25 protein-coding genes are annotated in these 26,522 nt (G+C 66.9%); 22 read left to right on the top strand and 3 right to left on the bottom strand.

Going from position 1 to position 26,522, the window contains the following annotated elements:
• Positions 1-28: 28 nt before the first annotated feature.
• A complete protein-coding gene (locus AC07ZS_RS17750) occupies positions 29-580 on the top strand; it encodes a YggT family protein (protein ID WP_494799848.1) in 552 nt (183 codons plus the stop codon).
• Positions 581-589: 9 nt separating this feature from the next.
• Here AC07ZS_RS17750 and AC07ZS_RS17745 read toward each other — a convergent pair whose 3' ends face one another.
• Positions 590-2,167, bottom strand: a complete 1,578-nt coding sequence (locus tag AC07ZS_RS17745; RefSeq protein WP_494799876.1) for an NAD(P)H-hydrate dehydratase — start codon at positions 2,165-2,167, stop codon at positions 590-592.
• A gap of 90 nt (positions 2,168-2,257) precedes the next feature.
• Entirely contained in the window at positions 2,258-3,538 is a 1,281-nt protein-coding gene (locus tag AC07ZS_RS17740; RefSeq protein WP_494799847.1) for an FAD-dependent oxidoreductase, read from the bottom strand.
• Positions 3,539-3,865: 327 nt separating this feature from the next.
• Here AC07ZS_RS17740 and rpsB point away from each other — a divergent pair, with 327 nt between their 5' ends.
• The 21 genes from rpsB (at position 3,866) to AC07ZS_RS17635 (ending at position 25,614) form a co-directional block, all read left to right on the top strand.
• Entirely contained in the window at positions 3,866-4,615 is a 750-nt protein-coding gene (gene rpsB, locus AC07ZS_RS17735; RefSeq protein ID WP_494799846.1) for a 30S ribosomal protein S2, read from the top strand.
• Between the two features lie 114 nt (positions 4,616-4,729).
• The gene (gene tsf, locus AC07ZS_RS17730) at positions 4,730-5,623 is read left to right on the top strand and encodes a translation elongation factor Ts (RefSeq protein ID WP_494799845.1); all 894 of its coding nucleotides are present in this window, start codon (positions 4,730-4,732) and stop codon (positions 5,621-5,623) included.
• Positions 5,624-5,770: 147 nt separating this feature from the next.
• Positions 5,771-6,481, top strand: coding sequence for a UMP kinase (gene pyrH / locus AC07ZS_RS17725; protein WP_494799844.1), 711 nt, complete (start codon positions 5,771-5,773; stop codon positions 6,479-6,481).
• Positions 6,482-6,523: 42 nt separating this feature from the next.
• Positions 6,524-7,084, top strand: a complete 561-nt coding sequence (frr, locus tag AC07ZS_RS17720) for a ribosome recycling factor (RefSeq protein ID WP_494799843.1) — start codon at positions 6,524-6,526, stop codon at positions 7,082-7,084.
• Positions 7,085-7,108: 24 nt separating this feature from the next.
• Positions 7,109-7,879, top strand: a complete 771-nt coding sequence (gene uppS / locus AC07ZS_RS17715; protein ID WP_494799842.1) for a polyprenyl diphosphate synthase — start codon at positions 7,109-7,111, stop codon at positions 7,877-7,879.
• Positions 7,872-8,693 (top strand): phosphatidate cytidylyltransferase, encoded by an 822-nt coding sequence (locus tag AC07ZS_RS17710; protein ID WP_494799841.1) that lies wholly within the window; start codon positions 7,872-7,874, stop codon positions 8,691-8,693. Before uppS ends, AC07ZS_RS17710 begins: the two co-directional genes overlap by 8 nt.
• A gap of 4 nt (positions 8,694-8,697) precedes the next feature.
• Positions 8,698-9,882, top strand: a complete 1,185-nt coding sequence (ispC, locus tag AC07ZS_RS17705; protein WP_494799840.1) for a 1-deoxy-D-xylulose-5-phosphate reductoisomerase — start codon at positions 8,698-8,700, stop codon at positions 9,880-9,882.
• A gap of 49 nt (positions 9,883-9,931) precedes the next feature.
• Positions 9,932-11,296: an RIP metalloprotease RseP gene (gene rseP, locus AC07ZS_RS17700; RefSeq protein WP_494799839.1), complete on the top strand. Its 1,365-nt coding sequence runs from the start codon at positions 9,932-9,934 to the stop codon at positions 11,294-11,296.
• Between the two features lie 13 nt (positions 11,297-11,309).
• On the top strand, positions 11,310-13,634 hold the full coding sequence (gene bamA / locus AC07ZS_RS17695; RefSeq protein WP_494799838.1) for an outer membrane protein assembly factor BamA: 2,325 nt from the start codon (positions 11,310-11,312) through the stop codon (positions 13,632-13,634).
• Positions 13,634-14,152, top strand: coding sequence for an OmpH/Skp family outer membrane protein (locus AC07ZS_RS17690; RefSeq protein ID WP_494799837.1), 519 nt, complete (start codon positions 13,634-13,636; stop codon positions 14,150-14,152). The genes bamA and AC07ZS_RS17690 overlap by 1 nt, the downstream gene beginning before the upstream one ends.
• An 18-nt stretch (positions 14,153-14,170) precedes the next feature.
• A complete protein-coding gene (gene lpxD / locus AC07ZS_RS17685) occupies positions 14,171-15,223 on the top strand; it encodes a UDP-3-O-(3-hydroxymyristoyl)glucosamine N-acyltransferase (RefSeq protein WP_494799836.1) in 1,053 nt (350 codons plus the stop codon).
• Positions 15,220-15,660 (top strand): 3-hydroxyacyl-ACP dehydratase FabZ, encoded by a 441-nt coding sequence (fabZ, locus tag AC07ZS_RS17680; RefSeq protein ID WP_494799835.1) that lies wholly within the window; start codon positions 15,220-15,222, stop codon positions 15,658-15,660. The genes lpxD and fabZ overlap by 4 nt, the downstream gene beginning before the upstream one ends.
• An 18-nt stretch (positions 15,661-15,678) precedes the next feature.
• Positions 15,679-16,473: an acyl-ACP--UDP-N-acetylglucosamine O-acyltransferase gene (gene lpxA, locus AC07ZS_RS17675; RefSeq protein ID WP_494799834.1), complete on the top strand. Its 795-nt coding sequence runs from the start codon at positions 15,679-15,681 to the stop codon at positions 16,471-16,473.
• A 7-nt stretch (positions 16,474-16,480) separates the two neighbouring features.
• Complete coding sequence (gene lpxB / locus AC07ZS_RS17670) at positions 16,481-17,626, top strand: lipid-A-disaccharide synthase (protein ID WP_494799833.1); 1,146 nt, start codon at positions 16,481-16,483, stop codon at positions 17,624-17,626.
• Entirely contained in the window at positions 17,598-18,245 is a 648-nt protein-coding gene (gene rnhB, locus AC07ZS_RS17665; protein WP_494799832.1) for a ribonuclease HII, read from the top strand. The genes lpxB and rnhB overlap by 29 nt, the downstream gene beginning before the upstream one ends.
• A complete protein-coding gene (locus AC07ZS_RS17660) occupies positions 18,242-19,009 on the top strand; it encodes a TrmH family RNA methyltransferase (RefSeq protein ID WP_494799831.1) in 768 nt (255 codons plus the stop codon). The genes rnhB and AC07ZS_RS17660 overlap by 4 nt, the downstream gene beginning before the upstream one ends.
• Positions 19,010-19,216: 207 nt before the next feature.
• Complete coding sequence (gene carA / locus AC07ZS_RS17655) at positions 19,217-20,383, top strand: glutamine-hydrolyzing carbamoyl-phosphate synthase small subunit (RefSeq protein ID WP_494799830.1); 1,167 nt, start codon at positions 19,217-19,219, stop codon at positions 20,381-20,383.
• 24 nt (positions 20,384-20,407) lie between these two features.
• The gene (gene carB, locus AC07ZS_RS17650; RefSeq protein WP_494799829.1) at positions 20,408-23,665 is read left to right on the top strand and encodes a carbamoyl-phosphate synthase large subunit; all 3,258 of its coding nucleotides are present in this window, start codon (positions 20,408-20,410) and stop codon (positions 23,663-23,665) included.
• Positions 23,666-23,827: 162 nt separating this feature from the next.
• Positions 23,828-24,304 (top strand): transcription elongation factor GreA, encoded by a 477-nt coding sequence (gene greA / locus AC07ZS_RS17645; protein WP_494799828.1) that lies wholly within the window; start codon positions 23,828-23,830, stop codon positions 24,302-24,304.
• A 5-nt stretch (positions 24,305-24,309) separates the two neighbouring features.
• A complete protein-coding gene (locus AC07ZS_RS17640) occupies positions 24,310-24,759 on the top strand; it encodes a DUF4149 domain-containing protein (RefSeq protein WP_494799827.1) in 450 nt (149 codons plus the stop codon).
• A 39-nt stretch (positions 24,760-24,798) separates the two neighbouring features.
• On the top strand, positions 24,799-25,614 hold the full coding sequence (locus AC07ZS_RS17635) for a prohibitin family protein (RefSeq protein WP_494799826.1): 816 nt from the start codon (positions 24,799-24,801) through the stop codon (positions 25,612-25,614).
• A 12-nt stretch (positions 25,615-25,626) separates the two neighbouring features.
• Here AC07ZS_RS17635 and folD read toward each other — a convergent pair whose 3' ends face one another.
• Complete coding sequence (gene folD, locus AC07ZS_RS17630; protein ID WP_494799825.1) at positions 25,627-26,478, bottom strand: bifunctional methylenetetrahydrofolate dehydrogenase/methenyltetrahydrofolate cyclohydrolase FolD; 852 nt, start codon at positions 26,476-26,478, stop codon at positions 25,627-25,629.
• Positions 26,479-26,522: the final 44 nt, after the last annotated feature.

Here is a 26,522-nt window from a genome sequence, read left to right as displayed (position 1 = left end):
TTCCTTCGTCCTCCGCCGTTCCCACGCCATGCGCATTCTTTTCTTCCTGCTTGAAACCTTTTTCTTTTTTCTGGTGGCGGCGGCGCTGCTGCGTGCCTGGATGAACCACTTGCGCATCAACATGTCGGGGCAGCCGGGGCGTTTCGCGATCGCTGTGACGGACTGGCTGGTGGCACCGTTGCGCCGGGCGTTGCCACGCTCGCTCGCGCAGAGCCGCATCGATTGGGGCAGTCTTTTCGCGGCCTTGGTGCTCGCACTGGCCTTCGGTGTCCTGTGGTGGTTGCTGGCGGCGAGCGTTTCCGCTGCGCCCGGCTCGCCCGCCGCCGTGGTGACGATCGTCGTCACCATGGCCGTGAGGCTTCTGGTGCGCACCCTGTTGCAGGGCCTGATGATCCTGTTGATCGGCTACGCCATCCTGTCGTGGGTGCAGCCGCAATCGCCGGTGCTGGGCACGCTCGATCGCCTGTGCGCGCCCATTCTTCGGCCGGTGCGCCGGGTGGTGCCCCTGATCGGCGGGGTGGACCTGTCGGTGCTGGTGGTGATCATCCTGCTGCAGGTCGGCCTGATGCTGCTGGGCTGATTGGCCTTTTCAAGTCGGTGGGCGAACCCGCGCGGCCAGGCGACTGGCCGTGAGGCCTCGGGCGATGTCGTCTTCCCAATGATCGGCCAGCCAGCCATGCTGGTGCACCGCTGCGGCGATCCGGTCCTGCAGCCGATCCCCTGAAAGGCCCGCGGGCGCGATCGCGCTGCCGATCATGCCGGCGAGCACGTCGCCCGTGCCGGCAGTGGCTAAAGCGGCGTTGCCGCTGGCGTTGATCAGCGGTGCTTCGCCCGGCGTGGCCAGGACCGAGCCCGAGCCTTTGAGCACGCAGAACGCTCCAAAGCGATCGGCCAGCGCCTGCGCGGCCCGCAGGCGATCGAGCATGACCGCCTGGGTGCTGCTGCCCAGCAGGCGCGCGGCTTCCAGCGGGTGAGGGGTCAGGACCGTCGTCCAGCCGTGGCTGTGGCGGTGGCCGAGCTGGGTCTGCAGCGCGCTGTCGGCGGCGATGGCGTTGAGCGCGTCGGCGTCGAGCACCAGGGTCGGTGCGGCCGAAAGTACGCGAGGGAGCAGGGCGGCCACCGATGTGCCGCCGCCACAGCCGCACACGACGCTGGCCCCCTCCAGGGCACCGGGCTCCAGCAACCGCTTCGGTCGGCGGAACATGAGCTCCGGGCAGACCGGGTCCCAATGCGTCGGATGGGCCGCGTCCCCTTCGAGCAGGCCGACGAACACGCGCCCGGCGCCGGCGTGCAGGGCTGCCCGGGCCGCGAGCACGGCCGCCCCGGTCATGCCCGCCCCCTGCGCCGCGATGCCCTGGCCGCCCAGCACCAGCACGTCGCCGAAGCTGCCCTTGTGGCTGGCGTGAGGCCGCGCCCCCGTCGAGGGGGGCCGGCCGGCCAGCCAGGCACTCACCGGCACCTCGGGCGCAGGTTCGGCGCCGAGGTCGTCGAACCAGACACCACCGCAGGCGTCGCGTCCGGCGCCGGTGAACAGGCCTGGCTTGAGGGTGAGCAGGGACAAGGTGTGGCGCGGGCCGGGCAGTCCGGTTGCGCCCGCTGTCAGGGTCGCCAACACGCCGGTGTCGGCGTCCAGCCCGCTGGGGAGATCAACGCAGAGCACAGGCTGGGCACTGGCGCGCAGCATGCCCAGCCACTGGGCGAGCGTCCCCTCGAAAGCCCTTTGCGCGCCAATGCCAAGCAGGGCATCGATGGCGAGGTCGAAGTGTGCCGGCGGCTGGGGGCTGAAAGGCACGCCTGCGGCGCGCGCTGCGTGCAGCGCCTGGCGTGCATCGGCCGGCATCCGGGCCTCGTCCTGCAGCGCGTGCGTCACGATCACTTCAGGTGCAGCTCCCCGTTCCTGCGCCCATTGATGCAGGTGGGTGGCTGCGACCAGACCGTCACCGCCATTGTTGCCCGGGCCGCAGGCGACCCAGATGCAGCGGGCATGCGGCGCCAGGGCGCGGGCGAGCCGTGCGACCGCCAGGCCGGCGCGCGACATCAGGGTGTGGTGGGGGAGGCTGGCCGCGGCCTGTTGTTCGATCTGGCGGGTGGCGGCGCAGCCGTACAAGGCTTCGCGGCCGCCGCCGGACACCGGGCGCAAGGAAGTGGCCGGCGTGAAACTGCGCATGACCAAGGTCTCGCTCCTTTTGAAGATGGGGCGTCGGCCCAGGCTGGCCCGGCGCGCTTCATGCGCATTTCAACATGGTTGGCGACTGTCTTAGAGGCCGAGGCGCTGGGGCGAAGCGCCGGCGGTGTCGAGCTCGGTGGCCCGCCCCGCGAGTTGATCTGCCAGGGCCCGTGCCGTGCCGCAGGCCATGGCCCAGCCCGCGGCGCCGTGACCGACGTTCACCCACACGCCTGGCAGGCGGGTGGCGCCCAACAAGGGAGGGCCGTCGGGCAGGGTGGCCTGTGCGCCTTGCCATTCCTGCACGCTGCCCCGAGGGCCGCCCAGGCGCACCGCGCCCGGAAACCAGTCGGCCAACACCGCATAGAGCCGCTTGAGCGTGAGCTTCGACAGCTGGCCGGGTTCGGCGCCGAACTCGCTGCCGCCCGCCACGCGGATCCGCTGGCCGAGGCGAGCGATCGAGATGCCGTGGGCCGGGTCCAGCACCGCCGACAGCGGCGCATCCAGCGGCTCGCGCACGGCGGCACTGAGAGAGTGGCTGTACACCGGCTGCAAGGGCAGGCGCAGGCTGAGCGGGTGCAACAGGCGCGCACTGTGCACACCCGCGCACACGACCACCGCGTCGAATCGTTGCACCTCGCTGCTCCCCGGGGTGGCGGCATGGGAGACCCTCAGGTTCACGCCGCCGGTCGGGCCGAGGGTTTCAATGGCCTCCACTGTGGTGCCGAACCCGAAGTGGCAGCCCAGTTGCTGGGCTTCCACGCGGATCGCAATGGCGAACTCCCGGCAGTTGGCAGCGGCTTCCCCGCCCAGTTCGACGGCGCCGTGCAGCGGTGTTTCAGGGTTCAGGGCCGGTTCCAGCGCGCGAGCCTGGTCGGCGGAGAGCTCGCGGCAGGCGATGCCGAGATCCTTCATCTGCTGCAGGGCGGGGCGGGCCTGCTCCGCTTCGCGCGCATGGCGCCAGAGCACCAGCATGCCCTGGCTGCGGTCGTGCTCCAGACTCTGCTCCTCCGTGATCGCGAGCATGCGCTGCTGGCTGTACTGCACCCATTGGTGCACCTGCCGGTGGTGTTCGGCCTGGCGCGGACCCTGGCCGGCCTGCAACCAGCGCCAGAGCCATCGCCACTCACCGCCCCGGGGCATCCGGGCCAGTTTCAATCCCCCGTGCCGGGCGGTCCAGGGCTTGCTCAGGCTGCGCTCGGGCTGCAGCCAGGGTGCGGTCCACCCTGGTGCGACGAGGGCGCCGCTGGCAAAGCTGGCCTCCTCGGCGACGGTGCTGCGGCGCTCGAACACCGTGACTTGATGGCCGTCTCGCGTCAGCTCGAACGCGGTCGTGGTGCCAATCACGCCCGCGCCCACCACCGCGATCTTCAAGATATCCCTCCGGCGAGGATCATGAGGCGTGGGGTCTCGACAGTCAGCGGGGCATCGGGCATGGAACGTGGCGCAGAAGCACCCTGGATGCGATTCCCGGGCGGGCGCGGTTCCAGAATGCGAAAGGAGGACGGGATCGGTCGGACTGCTATAATCGACAGGCTTTGCAGAAGACGGGCTGGAACATTCCGTTCAAGTCGTCCCTGCAGAGCGAAATCGCAAACCAGCCCAACCGGGTGTTGCCTGAAGCACCGGGGCCGTCAACGGCCCGCCAATGCACAGGTGATCGGGGCTGGATTTTAGACTCAACCTCTGGAAAGTGAATTCATGTCTATCTCCATGCGCGAAATGCTGGAAGCCGGTGTCCATTTCGGTCACCAAACCCGCTTCTGGAACCCCAAGATGGCTCCGTACATCTTCGGCCACCGCAACAAGATCCACATCGTCAACCTCGAAAAGACGCTGCCCCTGTTTGAAGAGGCCGCCAAGTTCGTGCGCCAGCTCTCCGCCAACCGCGGCACCATCCTGATGGTGGGCACCAAGCGCCAGTCGCGCGACATCGTGGCCCAGGAAGCCCGCCGCGCTGGCGTGCCTTTCGTGGACCAGCGTTGGCTCGGCGGCATGCTGACCAACTTCAAGACGGTCAAGACCTCCATCAAGCGCCTGAAGGACATGCAAGCCCAGAAGGAAGCCGGCCTGGACAGCATGACCAAGAAAGAGCAGCTGATGTTTGCTCGCGAAATGGAAAAGCTCGAGAAGGACATCGGCGGCATTCAGGACATGAACGCGCTGCCCGACGCCATCTTCATCATCGACGTGGGCTTCCACAAGATCGCCGTGCTCGAAGCCCAGAAGCTGGGCATCCCGCTGGTGGGCGTGGTCGACACCAACCACTCGCCTGTGGGCATTGACTACGTCATCCCCGGCAACGACGACTCGGCCCGCGCCGTGGCCCTGTACGCCCGTGGCATCGCCGACGCCATCATCGAAGGCCGCAGCAATGCCGTGACCGAATCGGTCAAGGCTGCTCCCGCTGCCGACGAGTTCGTGGAAGTCAAGGACGCGGCTTCCGCCTGAGCGTGACTCTTGCATGAAAGAGGGGCTCGTGTAGCCCCTTTTTCATAATGCAACCCGATCATTGAAACTGACCGTTCGGCCCGCCGGGGCGCAACGGCGAATGGAGAAACTGAAATGGCAATTACCGCAAGCATGGTCGCCGAACTGCGCGCCAAGACCGACGCACCCATGATGGAGTGCAAGAAAGCCCTGACCGAGGCCGATGGCGACATGGCCAAGGCGGAAGAGCTGTTGCGCGTCAAGCTGGGCACGAAGGCCGGCAAGGCCGCCAGCCGCGTGACCGCCGAAGGCGTCGTCACCAGCTTCATCAGCGGCACCACCGGCGCCCTGATCGAAGTCAATTGCGAAACCGACTTCGTCACCAAGAACGACAGCTTCCTGGCGCTGGCCAATGCGGCGAGCAAGCTGGTGGCCGAGAACAACCCCGCCGATCTGGACGCGCTGGGCGCGCTGCCCTACAGCCAGGACGGCTTCGGCCCGACCCTGGAAGACGTGCGCAAGGGCCTGATCGGCAAGATCGGCGAGAACATGTCCTTCCGCCGCTTCAAGCGCTGGGCCAACGGTGGCCAGCTCGCCGGCTACCTGCACGGCACCCGCATCGGTGTGGTGGTGGAGTTCGACGGCGATGCCGCGGCCGCCAAGGACGTCGCCATGCACGTGGCCGCCATGAAGCCGGTGTCGCTGACCTCGGCCGATGTGCCTGCCGAGCTGATCGAGCGCGAGCGTTCGGTCGCTGCCGCCAAGGCCGCTGAATCGGGCAAGCCCGCCGACATCGTCGCCAAGATGGTGGAAGGCTCCGTGCAGAAGTACCTCAAGGAAGTGTCGCTGTTCGACCAGGTCTTCGTGAAGGCCGCCGACGGCAAGCAGACCGTGGGCGCCATGCTCAAGGCAGCCGGCACCAACGTGAAGGGCTTCACCCTGTACGTGGTCGGCGAAGGCATCGAGAAGAAGGTCGACGACTTCGCGGCGGAAGTTGCTGCGCAAGTGGCGGCCGCCAAGGGCGCCTGATCCTGCCTTGACTGGATGAGACAACGGGCCGCAAGGCCCGTTGTGCCGTATGGGGCTTATTTACGCCTCGAAACGGCGGGTGGTCGCGGGCTCCTCGCTACACTTGCCGGTTGAATCTTTGTTTTTTGAATTCCTGAAAGTCGTCTCATGCCTGCCTACAAACGGATTCTGCTGAAACTGTCGGGAGAGGCCCTCATGGGCGATGATGCCTTCGGCATCAATCGGGCCACCATCGTGCGCATGGTGGAAGAAATCGCCGAAGTCACCCGCCTGGGCGTCCAGGTGGCCATCGTCATCGGCGGCGGCAACATCTTCCGCGGTGTGGCCGGTGGATCGGTCGGCATGGACCGCGCCACCGCCGACTACATGGGCATGCTGGCCACGGTGATGAACTCGCTGGCGCTGGCCGACACCATGGACAAGGCCGGCCTGGTCGCCCGCGTGATGTCGGCGATCGCCATCGAGCAGGTGGTCGAACCCTATGTGCGCCCCAAGGCCCTGCAGTACCTCGAAGAGGGCAAGGTCGTGGTCTTCGCTGCCGGCACCGGCAACCCCTTCTTCACCACCGACACGGCCGCGGCCCTGCGCGGCGCCGAGATCGGCGCCGAGATCGTGCTCAAGGCCACCAAGGTCGATGGCGTGTACTCCGCCGACCCGAACAAGGACCCGAGCGCCACGCGTTACGCCACCATCTCGTTCGACGAGGCCATGAGCAAGAACCTGCAGGTGATGGATGCCACCGCGTTTGCGCTGTGCCGCGACCAGAAGCTGCCCGTGAAGGTGTTCTCGATCTTCAAGCCCGGCGCATTGCGCAAAGTGGTGCAGGGGGACGACGAGGGCACGCTAGTTCACGTCTGAGCCCGACACGGCATTCCATTTCCCGCTGCATTAGGAGTTTTCATGAGCACCGACGACATCCGCAAAACCGCTGAGCACAAGATGCTTCAATCGGTGGAAGCGCTCAAGAACGGTTTGACAAAAGTGCGCACCGGCCGGCCCAACCCGGCGCTGCTGGACACGGTGCATGTCGAGTACTACGGCTCCATGCTGCCGCTGTCCCAGGTTGCGAACCTGACGCTGCTGGACGCCCGCACCATCGGCGTGGCACCCTGGGAAAAGGGCATGGGCGCCAAGATCGAGAAGGCCATCCGCGAGTCGGACCTGGGCCTGAATCCCTCGAGCCAGGGCGATCTGATCCGTGTGCCCATGCCGCCCATGACCGAAGAGCGGCGCAAGGAACTCACCAAGGTCGTGCGCGGCGACGGCGAAGCGGCCAAGATCGCGATCCGCAACCTGCGGCGCGATGCCAACGAGTCCGTGAAGAAGCTGGTCAAGGAAAAGCTGGCGTCCGAAGACGACGATCGCCGCTCGCAGGAGGACATCCAGAAACTCACCGACCGCATGATTGCCGAGGTGGACCGTCTGGTGGCGTCCAAAGAGCAAGACATCCTGGCGGTCTGATCCGTCCCCTCCCCACCGATCGCCATGGCGTCTTCTGCTGCAACACCCACCCCCGTGCCGGCGAAGCTGCCAGGCCATGTGGCCATCGTCATGGATGGCAACGGCCGCTGGGCCCAGAAGCGCTGGTTGCCCCGGGCGGCCGGGCACAAGCAGGGCGTGGATGCCTTGCGCGAGGTGGTCAAGGCGTGCATCGAGCGCGGTGTGGGGGTGCTCTCCGTTTTCGCGTTCTCTTCCGAGAACTGGAACCGCCCGGTGGAGGAAGTGTCCGGTCTCATGGACTTGCTGGCCATGGCGCTGTCGCGCGAGGTGCCCAGCCTCAAGAAGAGCGGCGTGCAGTTGCATTTCCCGGGCAACCGGGGCGGCCTTTCTGCGCGGGTCGTGCAGGGGCTTGAAGCGGCCGAGCGCGAGACCGCGCACAACCGCACCCTGGTCTTGAACGTGTGCTTCAACTACGGCGGGCGCTGGGACATCGCCCAGGCGGCCCGGCGCCTGGCCCAGCAAGGGGTGGAGATCACCGAGGAAAGCCTGTCGGGCGCGATGGCCCTGGCGCATGTGGACGACCCGGACCTCCTGATCCGAACCGGCGGCGAGCTGCGCATCAGCAACTTCCTGCTCTGGCAGTCGGCTTACACCGAGCTGCTGTTCACCGACTGCCTGTGGCCCGATTTCGATGCGGCTGAACTGGACCGCGCACTGGTCGAATTCGCGCGGCGCGAGCGCCGCTTTGGCCAAACCGCCGAGCAACGGGCCGAGGTGGAACCCGAGGCGGCGGCAATGAGCCAGCGACATGCTTAAGCAGCGCATCATCACGGCCTTGCTGTTGCTGGCCGTCCTGCTTCCCGCCCTGTTTTACCCATCGATCGAGCCGTTCGCTGCCCTGACCCTGCTGCTGATCGTGGCGGGCGGCTGGGAGTGGGCCCGCCTCAATGGCTGTGGTTCTTCCCTGTCGCTGGGTCTTGGCTTCGGCCTGGGGGTCCTGATGGCCCTGGTCTGGTGGGCCGGCGGTTTGAGCCTCACGTTGCGCCCGCTCTGGCTGACCGTGGGGGCCGCCTGGGTGCTGCTCGCCGTGGTGATGCTGGGGCGCGGCGTCAAAGGGTGGGGCGCCTGGCCCGTCGGCCTGCGCCTTCCGGTGGGCCTGGTGCTCATTGCCTGTGCCTGGCTCGCGATGGTGCACGCCCGTCTCGTGGGACTGGAGTTTCTGCTGTCGGTGCTGTTGCTGGTCTGGATGGCCGACATCGCCGCGTACTTCGGCGGCAAGGCCTTCGGGCGGCGCAAGCTGGCCCCTGCCATCAGCCCGGGCAAGAGCTGGGAAGGCGCCATCAGCGGCCTGCTGGGGGTGTTTCTGCTGGCGGCCTGCTGGCTCTGGGCCGACGGGCAGGGCGCGAGCCTGTATGCGCGGCTCTGGGCGCTGGGCCCCATGCTCGCCGTGCTGTCGCTGGTCTTCCTCGTGGCCATGAGCGTGGTCGGCGATCTGGTCGAGTCGCTGGTCAAGCGCAGTGCCGGCGCCAAGGACTCCAGCCAACTGCTCCCCGGCCACGGGGGCGTGCTGGATCGGGTCGATGCCCTGTTGCCCGTGCTGCCGCTGGCCATGATGCTCATCACCGTCTGAATCCATGACCCGCTCCCAAGCCATCACCATCCTGGGCTCGACAGGCTCGATCGGTGTCAGCACGCTGGATGTGATCGCACGCCATCCGGACCGCTACACCGTGTTTGCCTTGACCGCCGCCACGCAGGTGGAGGCGATGCTGGCGCAGTGCCAGCGGTTTGCGCCGCGCTATGCCGTGATGGCCAGCCCGGCCCACGCGCAGCAGCTGGCCGACCGCGTGCGTGAGCTGGGCCTGTCGGTCGAGGTGTTGTCGGGCGCGCAGGCCTTGTGCGACGTCAGCGCCGATCCGGCGGTGGATGCCGTGATGGCGGCCATCGTCGGCGCCGCCGGTCTTGCCCCCAGCCTGGCCGCCGCACAGGCCGGCAAGAAGCTGCTGCTGGCCAACAAGGAAGCCCTGGTGGTCGGGGGCGAGCTGTTCATGCAGGCGGTGCGAAATGGGGGCGCGACGCTCCTGCCGATCGACAGCGAGCATTCGGCGGTGTTCCAGTCGCTGCCGGAGGATCCCGCGACCTGGTCGCGCCGGGTCGACAAGATCGTGCTCACCGCGTCCGGCGGCCCCTTCCGCACGCGCGACCCGGGCACCTTGCACGAGGTGACGCCGGAACAGGCCTGCGCGCACCCCAACTGGGTGATGGGGCGCAAGATCTCGGTGGATTCGGCCACCATGATGAACAAGGCACTCGAAGTCATCGAGGCTTGCTATCTTTTCGGATTGCCTGCCTCGCAGATCGAGGTGGTGATCCACCCGCAGAGCGTGATCCATTCCATGGTGCAGTACACCGACAGCTCCGTGGTGGCCCAGCTCGGCACGCCGGACATGCGCGGGCCCATTGCTTACGGCCTGTCCTGGCCGGAGCGCATCGTTTCCGGCGCGGCTGCCCTGGACTTCGCCTCGCTGGGGGCGCTGAGTTTCGAGAAGCCCGACGACCGGCGCTTTCCCGGTCTGCGCCTGGCCTGGGATGCCTTGGCAGGCCCGACTGGCACGACGGCGGTGCTCAACGCCGCCAACGAGGTGGCCGTGGCGGCCTTTCTGGACCGTCGTTTGCGGTTCGACCAGATCCACGCCGTCAACCATGCAACTTTGCAGGCCCTGAGCCCCTCGAAGCCCCAGGGCCTGGGCGACTTGCTGGCGATCGACGCGGAAACGCGCGCCATCGCGCAAGTCCAGGTCGACCGCCTGGCCGCTTGATGGCCAGACGGTCGGAGCCCCGTCCGTTCACCTCTCAACCGATCCCGCCATGCTCACACTCGTCGCCTTTGTCGTGGCCCTTGGTCTGCTGATCGCCGTGCATGAGTACGGCCACTACCGGGTGGCCGTGGCTTGCGGTGTGAAAGTGCTGCGTTTCTCGGTCGGCTTCGGCAAACCGCTGCTGACCTGGCGCAAGAAGGGCAGTCCGACGGAATTCGTGCTCTGCGCCTTGCCCCTGGGGGGCTATGTGCGCATGCTCGACGAGCGTGAGGCCCTGGTCGATCCGGCCGAGCGCCACCTGGCCTTCAACACCCAGCCGCTGCGTTCGCGCGCCGCCATCGTGGCGGCCGGCCCGGCCGCCAACCTGCTGCTGGCGATCGCGATCTACGCGCTCGTCAACTGGACCGGCGTGGAGGAGCCCAAGCCGGTGCTGGCCAGCCCCGTGGCGGGTTCGATCGCCGAGCGCGCCGGTTTGAGGGGTGGTGAGTGGGTGGCGCAGACCGCCGCGGCCGACGCCGAGGCCAGTGCGGTCGCGTCGTTCGAGGACCTGCGCTGGCGCCTGACGCAGGCGGCGCTGTCGAGCGAGGACATGACCCTGTGGGTGTCTTCGCGCGAAGGCGATGCCACGCGCCCGGTGACGCTGCCGCTGAGCCAGCTGGATGTGCGAGAGGCCGATGCGGCCCTGTTCCAGCGCATCGGCATCACCAGCCCCTGGAGTGCGCCGGTGGTGGGCGAAGTGATGGAGGGCGGCGCCGCCGCCGCGGCCGGCCTGCGGGAAGGGGACCTGGTGCGCCGGGTCAACGACCAGCCGCTGGGCGACGGGCAAAGCCTGCGCGCCCTGATCCGTGCGGCCACCGGCCCGGCCGGCGAGCCGGTCGAGCAGCGGTGGGAAGTCTCGCGCGGCGGACAATTGCTGACCCTGGTGGTCCGGCCCATGCCCGAGCAACAGTCCGGTGTCTGGATCGGCCGTGTCGGGGCCTACATCGGCGCCATGCCGGAGATGACGACCGTGCGGCACGGCCCGGTCGACGGCCTCGTCAACGGCGTGGTCCGGACCTGGGAGGTGTCGTGGCTGACGCTCAAGATGATGGGGCGCATGCTCATCGGCGAAGCGTCGGTCAAGAACCTCAGCGGTCCCCTCACGATCGCCGACTACGCCGGCAAATCGGCCAGCCTCGGCATCACCTCTTACCTGCTGTTTCTCGCCTTGATCAGCGTGAGTCTGGGCGTGCTCAACCTGCTGCCGCTGCCGGTCCTCGATGGGGGGCACCTGATGTATTATCTTTGGGAGGGTGTCACTGGGCGCAGCGTGTCTGACGTCTGGATGGAGCGCCTGCAGCGAGGGGGTGTCGTGGTTCTCATGGCGCTCATGTCCGTCGCCTTGTTCAATGATGTGGCCCGCCTGGCTGGCTGAACGCTTCTTTTCCATGAAAACAAAATCCTTCGGACTTCGCGGCCTGACTTTTTCTGCGCTCGCGACAGCCCTTCTTTCGGCCCTGCCTGCCTGGGCTGTGGACCCCTTCACCCTGCGTGACATCCGTGTCGAAGGCTTGCAGCGTGTCGAGCCGGGGACGGTGTTCGCGTCGCTGCCGTTCCGCATCGGTGACCAGTACAACGACGACAAGGGTTCGACCGCTATCCGCTCCCTGTTCGGCCTCGGGCTGTTCAGTGACGTGCGGCTGCAGGTCAACGGCGACGTGCTGGTGGTGATCGTCGAGGAGCGGCCGACCGTCGCAGACGTCAGCTTTTCCGGCATCAAGGAGTTCGACGAAGCCGTGCTGAAGAAGGCCTTGCGCGACATCGGCCTGACCGAAGGCCGGCCGTTCGACAAGGCGCTGGCGGATCGCGCGGAGCAGGAGCTCAAGCGCCAGTACATCAACCGCAGCATGTACGCCTCGCAGGTCGTCACCACCGTGACCCCGGGCGAGCGCAACCGCGTCAACCTCAATTTCAACGTGATCGAAGGCGATGTGGCCAAGATCCGCGAAATCCGCATCGTGGGCAACAAGGCGTTCTCGGAGTCGACGCTGCGCAACCTGTTCGACCTCGACACCGGCGGCTGGCTGAGCTGGTACACGAAGTCCGATCGTTATGCGCGCGCCAAGCTCAACGCCGACATCGAAACCCTGCGTTCCTATTACCTCACGCGCGGCTACCTCGAATTCCGCGTCGACTCCACCCAGGTCGCGATCTCGCCGGACAAGGAGAGCATGTCCATCACCCTGAACATCACCGAAGGCGATCGCTACGTCGTCAAGTCGGTGGCGCTGGAGGGCGAGTACCTGGGGCGGGAAGAGGAGTTCAAGTCGCTCGTGACGCTGCGAGCCGGCGAGGCCTACAACGCGGAAGACGAGTCCAGCACCGTCAAGGCCTTCACCGACTACTTCGGTGCCTTCGGCTATGCGTTCGCCCAGGTCGAGGCCACGCGCGACATCGATCGGGTGAACAAGCAGGTGGCCTTCGTGCTGCGAGCCCAGCCCGCGCGCCGCGTGTACGTGCGCCGCATCAACGTGGAAGGCAACAACCGCACCCGCGACGAAGTCATCCGCCGCGAATTCCGCCAACTGGAATCGGCCTGGTACGACAGCGACCGCATCCGCCTGTCGCGCGACCGGGTCGACCGCCTGGGTTTCTTCACCTCGGTGGAAGTCGATACCCAGCCGGTGCCGGGCACGCCCGACCAGGTGGACATGACCATCACCGTGGCCGAGAAGCCCACTGGCAACCTGACGCTGGGTGCCGGCTACTCCCAGGCCGACAAGCTCTCGATCATCGCTGGCATCCGCCAGGAAAACGTGTTCGGCTCCGGCAACTACCTGGGGGTGGATGTCAACACCAGCGACTACAACCGCCAGATCGTGGTGAGCACGGTGGACCCGTACTTCACACCGGATGGCGTGTCGCGCAGCTTCGACGCCTACTACCGCACGACCACGCCGTACACGGAGCAGGGCGGTGATTACCGCCTTGTCACCCCGGGCGTGAGCGTGAAGTTCGGTGTGCCCTTCACCGAGCAGGACACGGTGTTCTTCGGCATCGGCGTCGAACAGACCAAGATCGAGCCCGGTACCGGTCTGCCCCAGGCCTACCAGCTGTACTCGAACACCTTCGGTGAAAGCAGCACCTCGGTGCCCCTGACGATCGGCTGGTCCCGCGATGGCCGCGACAGTGCCCTGGTGCCCACCCAGGGCCGCTTGCAGCGCTTCAACACCGAGCTGGGCGTGGGCGGCGACACCCGCTACCTCAAGGCCAGCTACCAGATCCAGCAGTACATCCCGCTGAGCAAGCAGTACACCCTCGCATTCAACGGCGAGCTGGGCTACGGCAAGGGCCTGGGCGGCCGCCCGTTCCCGCTGTTCAAGAACTTCTACGGTGGCGGCCTCGGTTCGGTGCGCGGCTTTGACCAGGGTACCCTGGGCCCCACCTCGCCCATCATGTCCGGTGCCCAGGCAGGTCAACTGGTCAACATTGGCGGCAACCGCAGCATGGCATTGAGCGCCGAGTTCATCACCCCGTTCCCCGGGGCGGGCAATGACCGCACCCTGCGCATGTTCGGGTTCATAGACGTCGGCAACGTGTACGGTGAAAATGACACCCGTCCGAATGCCACCGATTTGCGCGCTTCCGTGGGCGTGGGCCTGAGCTGGATCTCGCCCGTCGGCCCCTTGCGCTTCGCCATCGCCAACCCCATCCGGAAATTCACAGGCGATAGAATCCAGAAATTCCAGTTTCAGATCGGAACCTCCTTTTGATGAAGACTTTTTACCGAATTTTCAACCGACGCTTCCTGATGGCTGCGGGGCTGGGCCTGCTGGCCTTTGCCGCCACGGCGCAGGACTTCCGCATCGGTTTCGTGAACACCGACCGCATCTTCCGCGAAGCCAACCTGGCCAAGGCGGCACAGACCAAGCTGGAGCAGGAATTCTCGCGGCGCGAGAAGGAAGTCCAGGGCCTCGCCGCACAGCTCAAGACCGCCTCCGAGAAGTTCGAGCGCGAATCCCCCACCTTGCCTGATGCACAGCGCACGAACCGTCAGCGCCAGCTGGTCGAGCAGGATCGCGACTTCCAGCGCAAGCAACGCGAGTTCCAGGAAGACCTCAACCTGCGCAAGAACGAGGAACTGCAAAGCGTGCTCGAGCGCGCCAACCGCGTGATCAAGCAGGTCGCCGAGGCCGAGAAGTACGACCTGGTGATCCAGGAAGCCGTGTACATCAACCCCAAGCACGACATCACCGACAAGGTGCTGAGCGGCTTGAACGGCGGCAAGTAAGTCACAGCAGGGTTACCCGTGTCGAGGCCACTGGGCGACATCGTTGAAGCCCTGGGCGGTACACGTCACGGTGCACCCGATCTGCTGATCCACCGCCTGGCCCCTGTGGCCACGGCCGGCCCGGGGGAGTTGGCCTTCGTCGCTCAGGCGCGCTATGCGAGCCAGATCGACACCACCGCCGCCGGCGTGCTCCTCGTTCCCCCGGCCTTGCTGGACCGGGCCCTCGCGCGTGGGGCCTGCATCGTCTCGGACGATCCCTACCTCTACTTTGCGAAGCTGACCCAATGGTGGCGGCGGCAGCACGAAGCGGCGCCTGCACCGGGCGTTGACCCCCTGGCCAGCATCCATCCCTCGGCGCAGGTCGACGAGGGCGCGAGCGTGGGTCCGTTTGCGGTGGTGGGGCGCGATGTTCATCTGGCCCGCGGCGCCCGGATCGGTGCGCACGCCGTGCTGGGCGACGGCGCGAAGGTGGGCGAAGGTACCGTGCTGCATCCCCGGGTCACGCTGGGCGAGCGGTGTGTCATCGGTGCGCGCGGCGTGGTGCATTCCGGTGCGGTGATCGGGGCCGACGGTTTCGGCTTCGCACCTCATCAGGGCGAATGGATCAAGATCGAACAACTCGGTGCGGTGCGCATCGGCGACGACGTGGAGATCGGTGCGAACACCTGCATCGATCGAGGCGCGCTGGACGACACCGTGATCGAGGACGGCGTGAAGCTGGACAACCTGATCCAGATCGGTCACAACGTGCACGTGGGGGCGCACACCGCCATGGCCGGCTGTGTCGGCGTGGCTGGCAGTGCCACCATCGGCGCGCACTGCACCATCGGCGGCGGAGCGGTGGTGCTCGGGCATCTGCGGCTGGCCGACGGTGTGCATGTCTCGGCGGCCTCGGTGGTCACGCGCTCCCTGCTCAAGCCAGGGCATTACACCGGCATGTTCCCCATCGACGACAATGCGAACTGGGAAAAGAACGCTGCTTCCCTCAAGCAGCTCAACCGCCTGCGCGAGCGCCTCAAGGCCGCGGAGCAGGCGATCGAACAAGCCCTTCAAAACAATTCAAAGCCATGATGGACATCCACCAGATTCTCAAGCAGCTGCCGCACCGATACCCCATTCTCCTGGTGGACCGCGTGCTGGAGCTGGACAAGGGCAAGAGCATCAAGGCGCTGAAGAACGTGACCATCAACGAGCCGTTCTTCGTGGGCCACTTCCCGCATCGCCCGGTCATGCCGGGGGTGCTCATGCTCGAGGCCATGGCCCAGGCCGCCGCCCTGCTGTCCTTCGACACCATGGGCGTCACGCCCGACGACAAGACGGTGTATTACTTTGCGGGCATCGACGGCGCACGCTTCAAGCGCCCTGTCGAGCCGGGTGACCAGCTCATCATGGACGTGACCCTGGAGCGCGCCAAGGCCGGCATCTTCAAGTTCAAGGGTGTGACCCGCGTGGGCGATCAGGTGGCTTGCGAAGCCGAACTGATGTGCACCATGCGCACCATCGCCTGAGCGCAGGGGAGGGCGCCTGTGTCTTTGATCCATCCCACGGCGCTGGTCGACCCTGCCGCCGAACTCGACAGCTCGGTGGCCGTCGGGCCGTACACGGTGATCGGCCCCCATGTGAAGATCGGTGCGGGCACCACGGTCGGCGCGCATTGCGTGATCGAGGGCCACACCACCATCGGCCGCGACAACCGCATCTTCCAGTTCAACTCGCTGGGGGCCGTTCCGCAGGACAAGAAGTACGCGGGCGAACCCTGCGAACTGGTCATCGGCGACCGCAACACGATCCGCGAGTTCTGCACCTTCAACATCGGTTCGCCGGGCGACCGGGCCGTGACCCAGGTCGGCAACGACAACTGGATCATGGCCTACGTGCACCTGGCGCACGACTGCGTGGTGGGCAACCACACCATCTTTGCCAACAACTCGCAGCTCGCCGGTCATGTGGTGGTGGACGACTGGGTGATTCTCGGCGGTTTCACCGTCGTGCATCAGTTCGTGCGCGTGGGCGCCCATGCCATGACGGCCATGTGCTCGCTGCTGTTTGCCGACCTGCCTCCGTTCGTGATGTGCCAGGGGCAACCCGCGCAGGCGCGCTCGATGAACTTTGAAGGCCTGCGCCGCCGAGGCTTCTCTGCCGAGCGCATCTCGGCCGTGAAGGCCATGCACAAGGCGCTGTACCGGGACGATCTCAAGCTCGATGAGGCGGTGGTCCGCATCCGCGGGCTGACCGACAAGACGCCCGAGGCCGCACCCGATGTGGCCATGATGCTGGACTTCCTCGGGCAGGTGTCGCCCCAGCGCGGCATCGTCCGCTGAGCTTCGCATGAACCCGTCCAAGCGTTTTGCCCTCGTGGCGGGCGAGACGTCGGGCGATCTGCTCGCGGGCCTGTTGCTGGGCGGCGTCCAACAGCGCTGGCCCGATCTCCAATCGTTCGGCATCGGCGGCCCGCAAATGGTCGCGCAAGGCTTTGAGGCCTGGTGGCCGAGTGAGAAGCTCGCGGTGCGGGGCTATGTCGAGGTGCTGCGGCACTACCGCGAAATCGTCGGCATTCGCGCCCAGTTGCAGCAGCGCTTGCTGACCACGGCGCGCCCCGACGTGTTCATCGGCGTGGATGCGCCCGATTTCAACCTCGACCTGGAGGCCGGCCTGAAGGCCGGTGGCGTGCGCACGGTGCATTTCGTCTGCCCGTCCATCTGGGCCTGGCGGGCGGACCGGGTCGACAAGATCCGGCGCAGTGCCGATCACGTGCTCTGCATTTTTCCCTTCGAGCCCGATCTGCTGGCGCAGCATGGCATTGCCGCCACCTATGTCGGCCATCCGCTGGCCAATGTGATTCCGATGGAGCCGGACCGCGCGGCGGCGCGCGCCCGGCTCGGCCTGCGCGCAGAGGACACGGTGGTGGCCATCCTGCCGGGCAGCCGCGCATCGGAGGTGCAATACCTGGTCAGCCGCTTTTTCGCGGCCGCCGCCCACCTCAAGCGCGAGCGCCCGGGCATCCGGTTCGTGGTGCCGGCGGTGCCCGCGTTGCGTGAACGCATCGAGGCCGCCGCCCTTGCGGCGGGCCTGGGTGATGCGTTGACGGTGATCCCGGGGCAGTCCCACGCGGTGCTCGCCGCCTGCGATGTGACGCTGATCGCCAGCGGCACGGCCACGCTGGAAGCCGCGCTGTTCAAGCGCCCCATGGTGATCGCCTACAACATGAACTGGCTGTCCTGGCAGATCATGCGGCGCAAGCAACTGCAGCCCTGGGTGGGCTTGCCCAACATCCTTTGCGGCGAGTTCGTGGTGCCCGAGCTGCTGCAGGACGCGGCCACCCCCAAGGCGCTGTCGCAGGCGGTGCTGGACTGGCTCGACGCACCTGCGAAAATCGCGTCGCTGCAGCAGCGATTCACCGAGCTGCACCACACGCTGAGACGAGATACCGCCCAACTGGCCACCGATGCGATCGAACAAGTTCTTGAAGGCTGAGCAGGCCGCGCTGATCTGGGATGTGCCCGGGTTGCTGGCCGGCGTGGACGAAGCCGGGCGCGGCCCTCTGGCCGGGCCGGTGGTGGCTGCTGCCGTCATCCTGGACGACCGTGCGCCCATCAAGGGTCTGGCGGATTCCAAGCAGCTGACGGCTTTGCGGCGCGAGAAGCTGTATGACGAGATCCGCGCCAAGGCGCTGTGCTGCAGCGTGGCCCAGGCTTCGGTGGAAGAGATCGACCAGCTCAATATTCTGCAGGCCACGATGCTGGCCATGCGCCGGGCGGTGCTGGGCCTGCGCCTGAAGCCCGCCAAGGTGCTGGTGGATGGCAACCGCCTGCCGACGCTGGACGTGCTGGCCGAGGCCATTGTGTCGGGCGACGCGCTGGTGCCCTCGATTTCGGCCGCGTCGATCCTGGCCAAGGTCACGCGGGATCGCCTGCTGTGCGAACTGCACCTGCAGCACCCCGAGTACGGGTTCGACCAGCACAAGGGCTATGGAACGGCGCAGCACATGCAGGCCTTGCGGGTGCATGGCGCCCTGGCCGTGCACCGGCGTTCGTTTGCGCCGGTGGCCCGCGCCCTGGTGACGCCGGCTGCCGACAAGGATGCCGAGCCATGACGGCTTCGCCCCAGGCCATCACATCGCGCGACAACCCGCTGCTCAAGCGCCTGCGCCTGCTGGCGCAGGACGGCACGGCCTACCGCAAGCAGGGTCAGGTCTGGCTGGAGGGCGATCACCTTTGCCGGGCCTTGCTGGCGCGCGGACACAGGCCGGTGACGGCGGTGTTCACCGAGTCCTTCTGGCCGCAGGCCCCGCACGACCTGCGCGATGCCGCCGATCACGTGGTGACCGTGCCGGACGCCCTGATGGCCGGGATCAGCGGCCTGGAGTCGCCGGCCGGTGTGGGCTTTGTGTGGGCGTTGCCGCCCACCTCGGCGGTGCAGGGCGGCACGGCCACCGTGGTGCTGGATCGGCTGCAGGACGCTGGCAACGTGGGCTCCATCCTGCGCAGCGCCTCGGCTTTCGGTTTTTCCCAGGTGCTGGCGATCAAGGGCACCGCTGCGCTGTGGTCCCCGAAGGTCGTGCGTGCCGGCATGGGGGCGCACTTTGGGCTGCGGCTGATCGAAGGCCTGGCGGCGGACGATCTCGCGGCGCTGGACGTGCCGATGCTGGTGACCAGCTCCCATCAGGGCGATTGGCTGCACCAGGCCCGCCTGCCCTGGCCCTGTGCCTGGGTTCTGGGCCACGAAGGGCAGGGCGTGGGCGATGCCCTGATGGCCCAGGCGGGGGCTTTCGTGCGCATCGCGCAGCCCGGCGGGGAGGAGTCGCTCAACGTGGCCGCCGCCGCCGCGATCTGTCTGCACGCAAGCTCAGCCCGATAGCCTGCGTCAATCCCCGGTTCGCCGACGGTCCCGGGCTATAATTCCACGGTTTACCCGCAATCTGCGCAACACCTGCGCGCCCCGGCTCATCACCCCAGGTTTTGGCTCCGTTTCTGCCCCGGCTCAGGCCGGTGCGAGGCGGGTGCGAAGCCTGCGCGGCACCTGCCGCCGGCGCGAGGACGTTGCCACCCCACTCTGGAGAATTCCGTGCTTCCCGTCCACCCGAAAGCCCTTCTCGCGCTCGCCGACGGCACGGTCTTTACAGGCGTTTCCATTGGCGCCACCGGTCAGACCACGGGCGAGGTGGTGTTCAACACCTCGCTCACCGGTTACCAGGAAATCCTCACCGATCCCAGTTACTGCCAGCAGATCGTCACGCTGACGTATCCGCACATTGGCAATACCGGCGTCAATGCCGAAGACGTGGAAGCCAGTCGCGTCCACGCCGCTGGCCTGATCATCAAAGACCTGCCCCTGCTGGCCTCCAACTTCCGCAGCAACGAAACGCTTTCGCAGTACCTTCAGCGCGAAGGCACCGTGGCCATCGCCGACCTCGATACCCGGGCGCTCACGCGCCGCCTGCGCACGCACGGCGCGCAGAACGGCTGCATCCTGGCCTTGCCGGCCGGTGAATCGATCACCGAGGCGCACCGCGCGCAGGCCCTGGCCGCCGCCAAGGCCGCGCCGAACATGGCCGGCACCGATCTGGCCAAGGTGGTCTCGGCCACCGCGCCCTACGCCTGGACGCAGACCGAGTGGCAACTCGGCTTCGGCTACGGCGAGCAGATCGCGCCGCGCTTCCACGTGGTCGCCTACGACTTCGGTGTGAAGTACAACATCCTGCGCATGCTCAGCGAGCGCGGCTGCAAGATCACCGTGGTGCCCGCGCAGACGCCGGCCTCCGACGTGTTCAAGCTCAAGCCCAACGGCGTGTTCCTGTCCAACGGCCCTGGCGACCCGGAGCCCTGCGACTACGCCATCGCCGCCACGCGCGAGATCGTCGAAGCGGGCGTGCCGACCTTCGGCATCTGCCTGGGCCACCAGATCCTGGCGCTGGCCAGCGGTGCCAAGACCTTCAAGATGAAGTTCGGCCACCACGGCGCCAACCACCCGGTGAAGGACCTCGACAACGGCCGCGTGAGCATCACCAGCCAGAACCACGGCTTCGCGGTCGATGAAAAGACGCTGCCCGCCACGCTGCGCGCCACGCATGTGAGCCTGTTCGACGGCACGCTGCAGGGCTTGGCCCGCACCGACCAGCCCGCCTTCTGCTTCCAGGGCCACCCCGAGGCATCGCCCGGGCCGCACGACATCGGCTACCTGTTCGACCGTTTCATCGACCTGATGCAGGCCCGCGTGCCCGCCACCGCCTGAGCCGGCGCACATCCCCAGCGAACCATGCCCAAAAGAACCGACATTCAAACCGTCCTCATCATCGGCGCCGGCCCGATCATCATCGGCCAGGCCTGTGAGTTCGACTACTCTGGCGTGCAGGCCTGCAAGGCGCTGCGCGAAGAGGGCTACCGGGTCGTGCTGATCAACAGCAACCCCGCGACCATCATGACCGACCCGGCCACGGCCGACGTCACCTACATCGAGCCCATCACCTGGCAGACGGTCGAGAAGATCATCGCCAAGGAGCGTCCACTGGCCAAAGGCGGCTTTGCCATCCTGCCGACCATGGGCGGCCAGACCGCGCTGAACTGCGCGCTCGACCTCTGGCGCAACGGCGTGCTCGCCAAGTACGACGTGGAGCTGATCGGCGCCACGCCCGAGGCGATCGACAAGGCCGAAGACCGCCTGAAGTTCAAGGACGCCATGACCAAGATCGGTCTGGGGTCCGCACGCTCGGGCATTGCACACAGCATGGAAGAAGCCTGGGGCGTGCAGAAGACCGTCGGCTTCCCGGTGGTGATCCGTCCCAGCTTCACGCTCGGCGGCACGGGCGGCGGCATTGCCTACAACCCGGAAGAGTTCGAGACCATCTGCAAGCGCGGCCTGGAGGCCTCGCCCACCAACGAGCTGCTGATCGAAGAATCGCTGCTCGGCTGGAAAGAGTACGAGATGGAAGTGGTGCGCGACAAGGCGGACAACTGCATCATCGTCTGCTCGATCGAAAACCTGGACCCGATGGGTGTGCACACCGGTGACTCGATCACCGTGGCGCCGGCCCAGACGCTGACCGACAAGGAATACCAGATCCTGCGCAACGCCTCGCTGGCCGTGCTGCGTGAGATCGGCGTGGACACCGGCGGTTCCAACGTGCAGTTCTCCATCAACCCGAAGGACGGCCGCATGGTCGTCATCGAGATGAATCCGCGCGTCTCGCGGTCTTCGGCGCTGGCCTCCAAGGCCACCGGTTTCCCGATCGCCAAGGTGGCCGCCAAGCTGGCCATCGGCTACACGCTCGACGAGCTGCGCAACGAGATCACGGGTGGCGCCACGCCCGCGAGCTTCGAGCCCAGCATCGACTACGTGGTCACCAAGATCCCGCGTTTCGCGTTCGAGAAATTCCCCACCGCCGACAGCCGCCTGACCACGCAGATGAAGAGCGTGGGTGAGGTCATGGCCATGGGCCGCACCTTCCAGGAGTCGTTCCAGAAAGCCCTGCGCGGCCTGGAAGTGGGCGTGGACGGCATGAACGAGAAGACGCAGGACCGCGAGACGCTGGAGCGCGAGCTCGGCGCACCCGGTCCCGACCGCATCTGGTACGTGGGCGACGCGTTCGCCGCCGGCTGGACGCTGGAGGAAGTGCACCAGTTCACCAAGATCGACCCCTGGTTCCTGGTGCAGATCGAAGAGATCGTGAAGATCGAGCTCGCGCTGGAGAAGACCAGCCTCGACGCGATCGACACGGACACGCTGCGCGGCCTGAAGAAGAAGGGCTTCTCCGACCGCCGTCTGGCCAAGCTGCTCAAGACCAACGACCAGGCCGTGCGCGAGCGCCGCATCGCCGACAACATCCGCCCGGTCTACAAGCGCGTGGACACCTGCGCGGCCGAGTTCGCCACCGACACCGCCTACCTGTACTCCACCTACGAAGGCCATGGCGACGGCGAGTGCGAGGCCGAGCCGACCGACAAGAAGAAGATCATGGTGCTGGGCGGTGGTCCCAACCGCATCGGCCAGGGCATCGAGTTCGACTACTGCTGCGTGCACGCCGCGCTCGCCATGCGCGAGGACGGCTACGAGACCATCATGGTCAACTGCAACCCCGAGACCGTGTCGACCGACTACGACACCAGCGACCGCCTGTACTTCGAGCCCCTCACGCTGGAAGACGTGCTGGAGATCGTGGACAAGGAAAAACCGGTCGGCGTGATCGTGCAGTACGGCGGCCAGACGCCGCTCAAGCTCGCGCTCGGCCTGGAGGCTGCGGGCGTGCCCATCATCGGCACCAGCCCCGACATGATCGACGCGGCCGAAGACCGCGAGCGCTTCCAGCAACTGCTGCACACGCTGGGCCTGCGCCAGCCGCCCAACGCCACCGCCCGTGCCGAGCCGGAAGCGCTGGAGAAGGCCGCCGCGCTGGGCTACCCGCTGGTGGTGCGCCCGAGCTACGTGCTCGGTGGCCGTGCCATGGAGATCGTGCACGAGCAGCGCGACCTCGAGCGGTACATGCGTGAGGCCGTCAAGGTCAGCAACGACTCGCCCGTGCTGCTGGACCGTTTCCTGAACGACGCCATCGAATGCGATGTGGACGCGGTGCGCGATGCCACCGGCCGCGTCTTCATCGGCGGCGTGATGGAGCACATCGAACAGGCCGGCGTGCACAGCGGCGACTCCGCCTGCTCGCTGCCGCCGTACTACCTGAGCAAGGCCACGGTCGACGAGCTCAAGCGCCAGACCGCCGCCATGGCCGAAGGCCTGAACGTGGTCGGCCTGATGAACGTGCAGTTCGCGATCCAGGAAGTGGAAGAGAACGGCGTCAAGAAGGACGTGATCTTCGTGCTCGAAGTGAACCCGCGTGCCTCGCGCACCGTGCCCTTCGTGTCCAAGGCCACCGGCATCCAGCTGGCCAAGGTGGCGGCGCGCTGCATGGCCGGCCAGTCGCTCGACCAGCAGGGCATCGGCGCCGAAGTGACGCCGCCGTACTTCAGCGTCAAGGAAGCGGTCTTCCCGTTCGTGAAGTTCCCCGGCGTGGACACCATCCTCGGCCCCGAGATGAAGTCCACCGGCGAAGTGATGGGCGTGGGCAAGACCTTCGGCGAAGCCTTCGTGAAGAGCCAATTGGGTGCCGGCACCAAGCTGCCGACCTCGGGCAAGGTGTTCCTGACCGTGAAGAACAGCGACAAGCCGCGTGCGGTGGAGATCGCGCGCCAGCTCGTCGAGATGGGCTTCTCGCTGGTCGCCACGCGCGGCACGGCAGCGGCCATCGCCGCTGCGGGCGTGGTCGTGCAGACGGTGAACAAGGTCACCGAAGGCCGTCCGCACATCGTGGACGCGATCAAGAACGGCGACATCGTGCTGGTCATCAACACGGTGGAAGAGCGCCGCAACGCCATCGCCGATTCGCGGGCCATCCGCACCTCGGCCCTGCTGGCGCGCGTGACCACCTTCACCACCATCGCCGGCGCCGAAGCCGCGGTGGAAGGCATGCAGTACCTGGACAAGCTGGGCGTGATCTCGGTGCAGGAGATGCACGCGCAGCTCTGACCCGACACGCCTCCCGGCCCGGCGTTTTCGCGCCGGCCGGGGTGGGTTGGGCATCGGTTTCTTTCGCGGCATAATGCCCTTTCATGAACACCGCCGAGCGGCAACGCCCGGCGGTTTGCTTTTGTGCCGGCGAAGAGCCGGAGGCAGTAGGAGAACATCACAGTGGCCACCATTCCGATCACCAAACGCGGTGCTGAAAAGCTCAAGGACGAACTGCACCGCCTGAAAACCGTGGACCGCCCCTGGGTGATCAATGCGATCGCCGAGGCGCGTGCGCAAGGCGACCTGAGCGAGAACGCCGAATACGACGCCGCCAAGGACCGTCAGGGCTTCATCGAAGGCCGCATCGCCGAGATCGAAGGCAAGCTCTCGGCCGCGCAGGTCATCGACCCCTCTGCGCTCGACGCGGGCGGCCGCGTGGTGTTCGGCGCCACGGTGGAGCTGGAAGACGAAGACAGCGGTTCGGCGGTGACTTACCAGATCGTGGGTGAGGACGAGGCCGATCTCAAGCTGGGCCTGGTGAACATCAGCAGCCCGATCGCTCGCGCGCTGATCGGCAAGGAAGAGGGCGATGTGGCCGAGGTGCAGGCGCCCGGCGGCACCAAGCGCTTCGAGATCGTGGCGGTGCGCTACGCCTGACGGCGATGCCGCTGCACCGCGTGGCCATCTTCGTCGCCGCCCTCTGGTGGGGCGGCATCACGGCGCTGAGTTTTCTCGCGGTGCCGACGCTGTTCGCCCAGTTGGGCAGCCCCGCCGTGGCGGGTCCGGTGGCCGCCAAGCTCTTTTCCCTGCAGTGTCATGCCGGCCTGTTGCTGGGCCTGGCGCTGCTGGTCATGCTGCGGCGCGGCAATGAGCAAGGTGGCCGGCCCGATGGCGCCACCATGACCACACTGGGCATCGTGGTGCTGGGCATGCTGCTGGCGCTGCTGCAGGAATTCGGCGTGGCGCAGAACATCGTCACGGCGCGCGCCAGCGGGGGTAACCTGCGCCTGTGGCATGGGGTGGGAAGTGCCATGGTGCTGGGCCAGTGGTTGTGCGCAGGGCTGGTGCTCTGGCGCTTGTCGAAGGATTCAAAAGCACGCCTGGAACGCTGATTCGGCCGGGTGATCGGTTTACAACGGGAGGGGAGCAAGATGGGCAACGGTACGGCCGCATGGCTGATCAAGATCGTCCTGGGAATCGTGGCCCTTGTGGTCGCGGTGCTCATGATCAACCCGATTCGCATCGTCCAGGCGGGCACGCGAGGCGTGTTGACGACCTTTGGCAAGGTGGACCCCGTCCCGCTCGGTGAGGGCATCCATTTCGTCATGCCCTTCATCAGCCGCGTCCACGTGATCGACGTGCGCCTGCAGAAGAACGAGGGCAAGGGCGTGGCGGCTTCGCGGGACTTGCAGCAGGTGCAGATCTCTGCGGCCCTCAACTGGCGCCTCGATCCGGCCCTGGTGGCCGACACCTTTCAGAAGATCGGCAACGAGCAAGCCGTGGCCGCGCGGGTGATCGAACCCTCCGCCCAGGAGGCCACCAAGGCGGTGGCTGCGCAGTACACGGCAGAAGAGCTGGTGACCAAGCGCATCGACGTGAGTTTCAAGATTCGCGAAGCGCTGGAGCAGCGCCTCAAACGGCATGGTGTGGTGGTGGACACGCTGGCCGCGGTGAACTACGACTTCTCCAGCGTGTTCGACAAGGCCATCGAAGCCAAGGTGGAGGCCGAACAGAAGAAGCTGACGGCCGAGCGCGATCTCGAGCGGATCAAGGTCGAGGCGGAGCAGGCCTTTGCCCGGGCCCGAGGCGAAGCCGAGGCACTCAAGGCCAAGCGGCTGGAAATCACGCCCGACCTGCTGCGGTTGAAGCAGTTGGAGAACGAATCCGATGCCATCCGGAAGTGGGACGGCAAGCTGCCTCAGGTCACGGGCGGCGCCACGCCCTTCGTGCAGCTGAAGCCTCAGTAAGCGGCGGCCCCCTCAGCCGGCCAGTGACTCGGCCGACTCCAGGGTGTTGACCATCAGCATGGTGATGGTCATGGGGCCGACGCCGCCGGGCACGGGCGTGATCCAGCCGGCCACGTTCTTCACGCCGTCGAAGTCGACGTCACCGCACAGCTTGCCCTCGTCGTTGCGGTTCATGCCCACGTCCAGCACCACGGCGCCGGGTTTGACCATGTCGGCGGTGAGCACGTTGCGCTTGCCCACGGCGGCAACGATCACGTCGGCCTGCAGGGTCTGGGCTTTCAGGTCCTGGGTGTTGCTGTGGCAGATGGTCACCGTGGCGTTCTGCTGCAGCAGCATCAGTGCCATCGGCTTGCCCACGATGTTGCTGCGACCGATCACCACGGCGTGTTTGCCCTTGAGCTCGAAGCCGATGCTCTCCAGCATCTTCATGCAGCCGTACGGCGTGCAGGGCCAGAAACCGGGCATGCCGGTCATGAGCGCGCCGGCGCTGGCGATGTGGAAACCGTCGACGTCCTTGGCCGGCGAGATGGCTTCGATCACCTTCTGGGCGTCGATGTGGGCCGGCAGCGGCAGCTGGACCAGAATGCCGTGGATGGTGGCGTCGCGGTTGAGGGCATCGACGCGTGCGAGCAATTCCGCCTCGCTGAGGGTGGCGGGCCAGCGCTCCAGCACCGAGTGCATGCCGGTGTCTTCGCAGGCCTTGACCTTGTTGCGCACGTAGACCTGCGAGGCCGGGTTGTCGCCCACCAGGATCACGGCCAGGCCCGGCGTGATGCCCTTGGCCTTGAGGGCGGTGACGCGCGCGCTGACGTCGGCGCGCAGTTGGCGGGAGAGGGCATTGCCGTCGATGAGTTGGGCGGTCATGGCTGGAGCGTGTCTGCGGTTGAAATGCAAACGCCCGCCGGGAA

Source organism: Hydrogenophaga sp. GW456-12-10-14-TSB4 (assembly GCF_059424305.1).
The sequence above is the reverse complement of the archived record's forward strand: the minus strand, read 5'-3'. Positions and strand labels throughout refer to the sequence as shown.

Excerpts from the sequence above, each read along its gene's own strand:
- folD (WP_494799825.1), bottom strand. The coding sequence starts at position 26,478 with ATGACCGCCCAACTCATCGACGGCAATGCCCTCTCCCGCCAACTGCGC.
- rpsB (WP_494799846.1), top strand. The coding sequence starts at position 3,866 with ATGTCTATCTCCATGCGCGAAATGCTGGAAGCCGGTGTCCATTTCGGT.
- AC07ZS_RS17750 (WP_494799848.1), top strand. The coding sequence starts at position 29 with ATGCGCATTCTTTTCTTCCTGCTTGAAACCTTTTTCTTTTTTCTGGTG.
- carB (WP_494799829.1), top strand. The coding sequence starts at position 20,408 with ATGCCCAAAAGAACCGACATTCAAACCGTCCTCATCATCGGCGCCGGC.
- lpxB (WP_494799833.1), top strand. The coding sequence starts at position 16,481 with ATGAACCCGTCCAAGCGTTTTGCCCTCGTGGCGGGCGAGACGTCGGGC.
- bamA (WP_494799838.1), top strand. The coding sequence starts at position 11,310 with ATGAAAACAAAATCCTTCGGACTTCGCGGCCTGACTTTTTCTGCGCTC.
- AC07ZS_RS17635 (WP_494799826.1), top strand. The coding sequence starts at position 24,799 with ATGGGCAACGGTACGGCCGCATGGCTGATCAAGATCGTCCTGGGAATC.
- rnhB (WP_494799832.1), top strand. The coding sequence starts at position 17,598 with ATGCGATCGAACAAGTTCTTGAAGGCTGAGCAGGCCGCGCTGATCTGG.
- rseP (WP_494799839.1), top strand. The coding sequence starts at position 9,932 with ATGCTCACACTCGTCGCCTTTGTCGTGGCCCTTGGTCTGCTGATCGCC.
- AC07ZS_RS17640 (WP_494799827.1), top strand. The coding sequence starts at position 24,310 with ATGCCGCTGCACCGCGTGGCCATCTTCGTCGCCGCCCTCTGGTGGGGC.
- ispC (WP_494799840.1), top strand. The coding sequence starts at position 8,698 with ATGACCCGCTCCCAAGCCATCACCATCCTGGGCTCGACAGGCTCGATC.
- AC07ZS_RS17745 (WP_494799876.1), bottom strand. The coding sequence starts at position 2,167 with ATGCGCAGTTTCACGCCGGCCACTTCCTTGCGCCCGGTGTCCGGCGGC.
- uppS (WP_494799842.1), top strand. The coding sequence starts at position 7,109 with ATGGCGTCTTCTGCTGCAACACCCACCCCCGTGCCGGCGAAGCTGCCA.
- AC07ZS_RS17660 (WP_494799831.1), top strand. The coding sequence starts at position 18,242 with ATGACGGCTTCGCCCCAGGCCATCACATCGCGCGACAACCCGCTGCTC.
- tsf (WP_494799845.1), top strand. The coding sequence starts at position 4,730 with ATGGCAATTACCGCAAGCATGGTCGCCGAACTGCGCGCCAAGACCGAC.
- fabZ (WP_494799835.1), top strand. The coding sequence starts at position 15,220 with ATGATGGACATCCACCAGATTCTCAAGCAGCTGCCGCACCGATACCCC.
- AC07ZS_RS17710 (WP_494799841.1), top strand. The coding sequence starts at position 7,872 with ATGCTTAAGCAGCGCATCATCACGGCCTTGCTGTTGCTGGCCGTCCTG.
- frr (WP_494799843.1), top strand. The coding sequence starts at position 6,524 with ATGAGCACCGACGACATCCGCAAAACCGCTGAGCACAAGATGCTTCAA.
- pyrH (WP_494799844.1), top strand. The coding sequence starts at position 5,771 with ATGCCTGCCTACAAACGGATTCTGCTGAAACTGTCGGGAGAGGCCCTC.
- AC07ZS_RS17690 (WP_494799837.1), top strand. The coding sequence starts at position 13,634 with ATGAAGACTTTTTACCGAATTTTCAACCGACGCTTCCTGATGGCTGCG.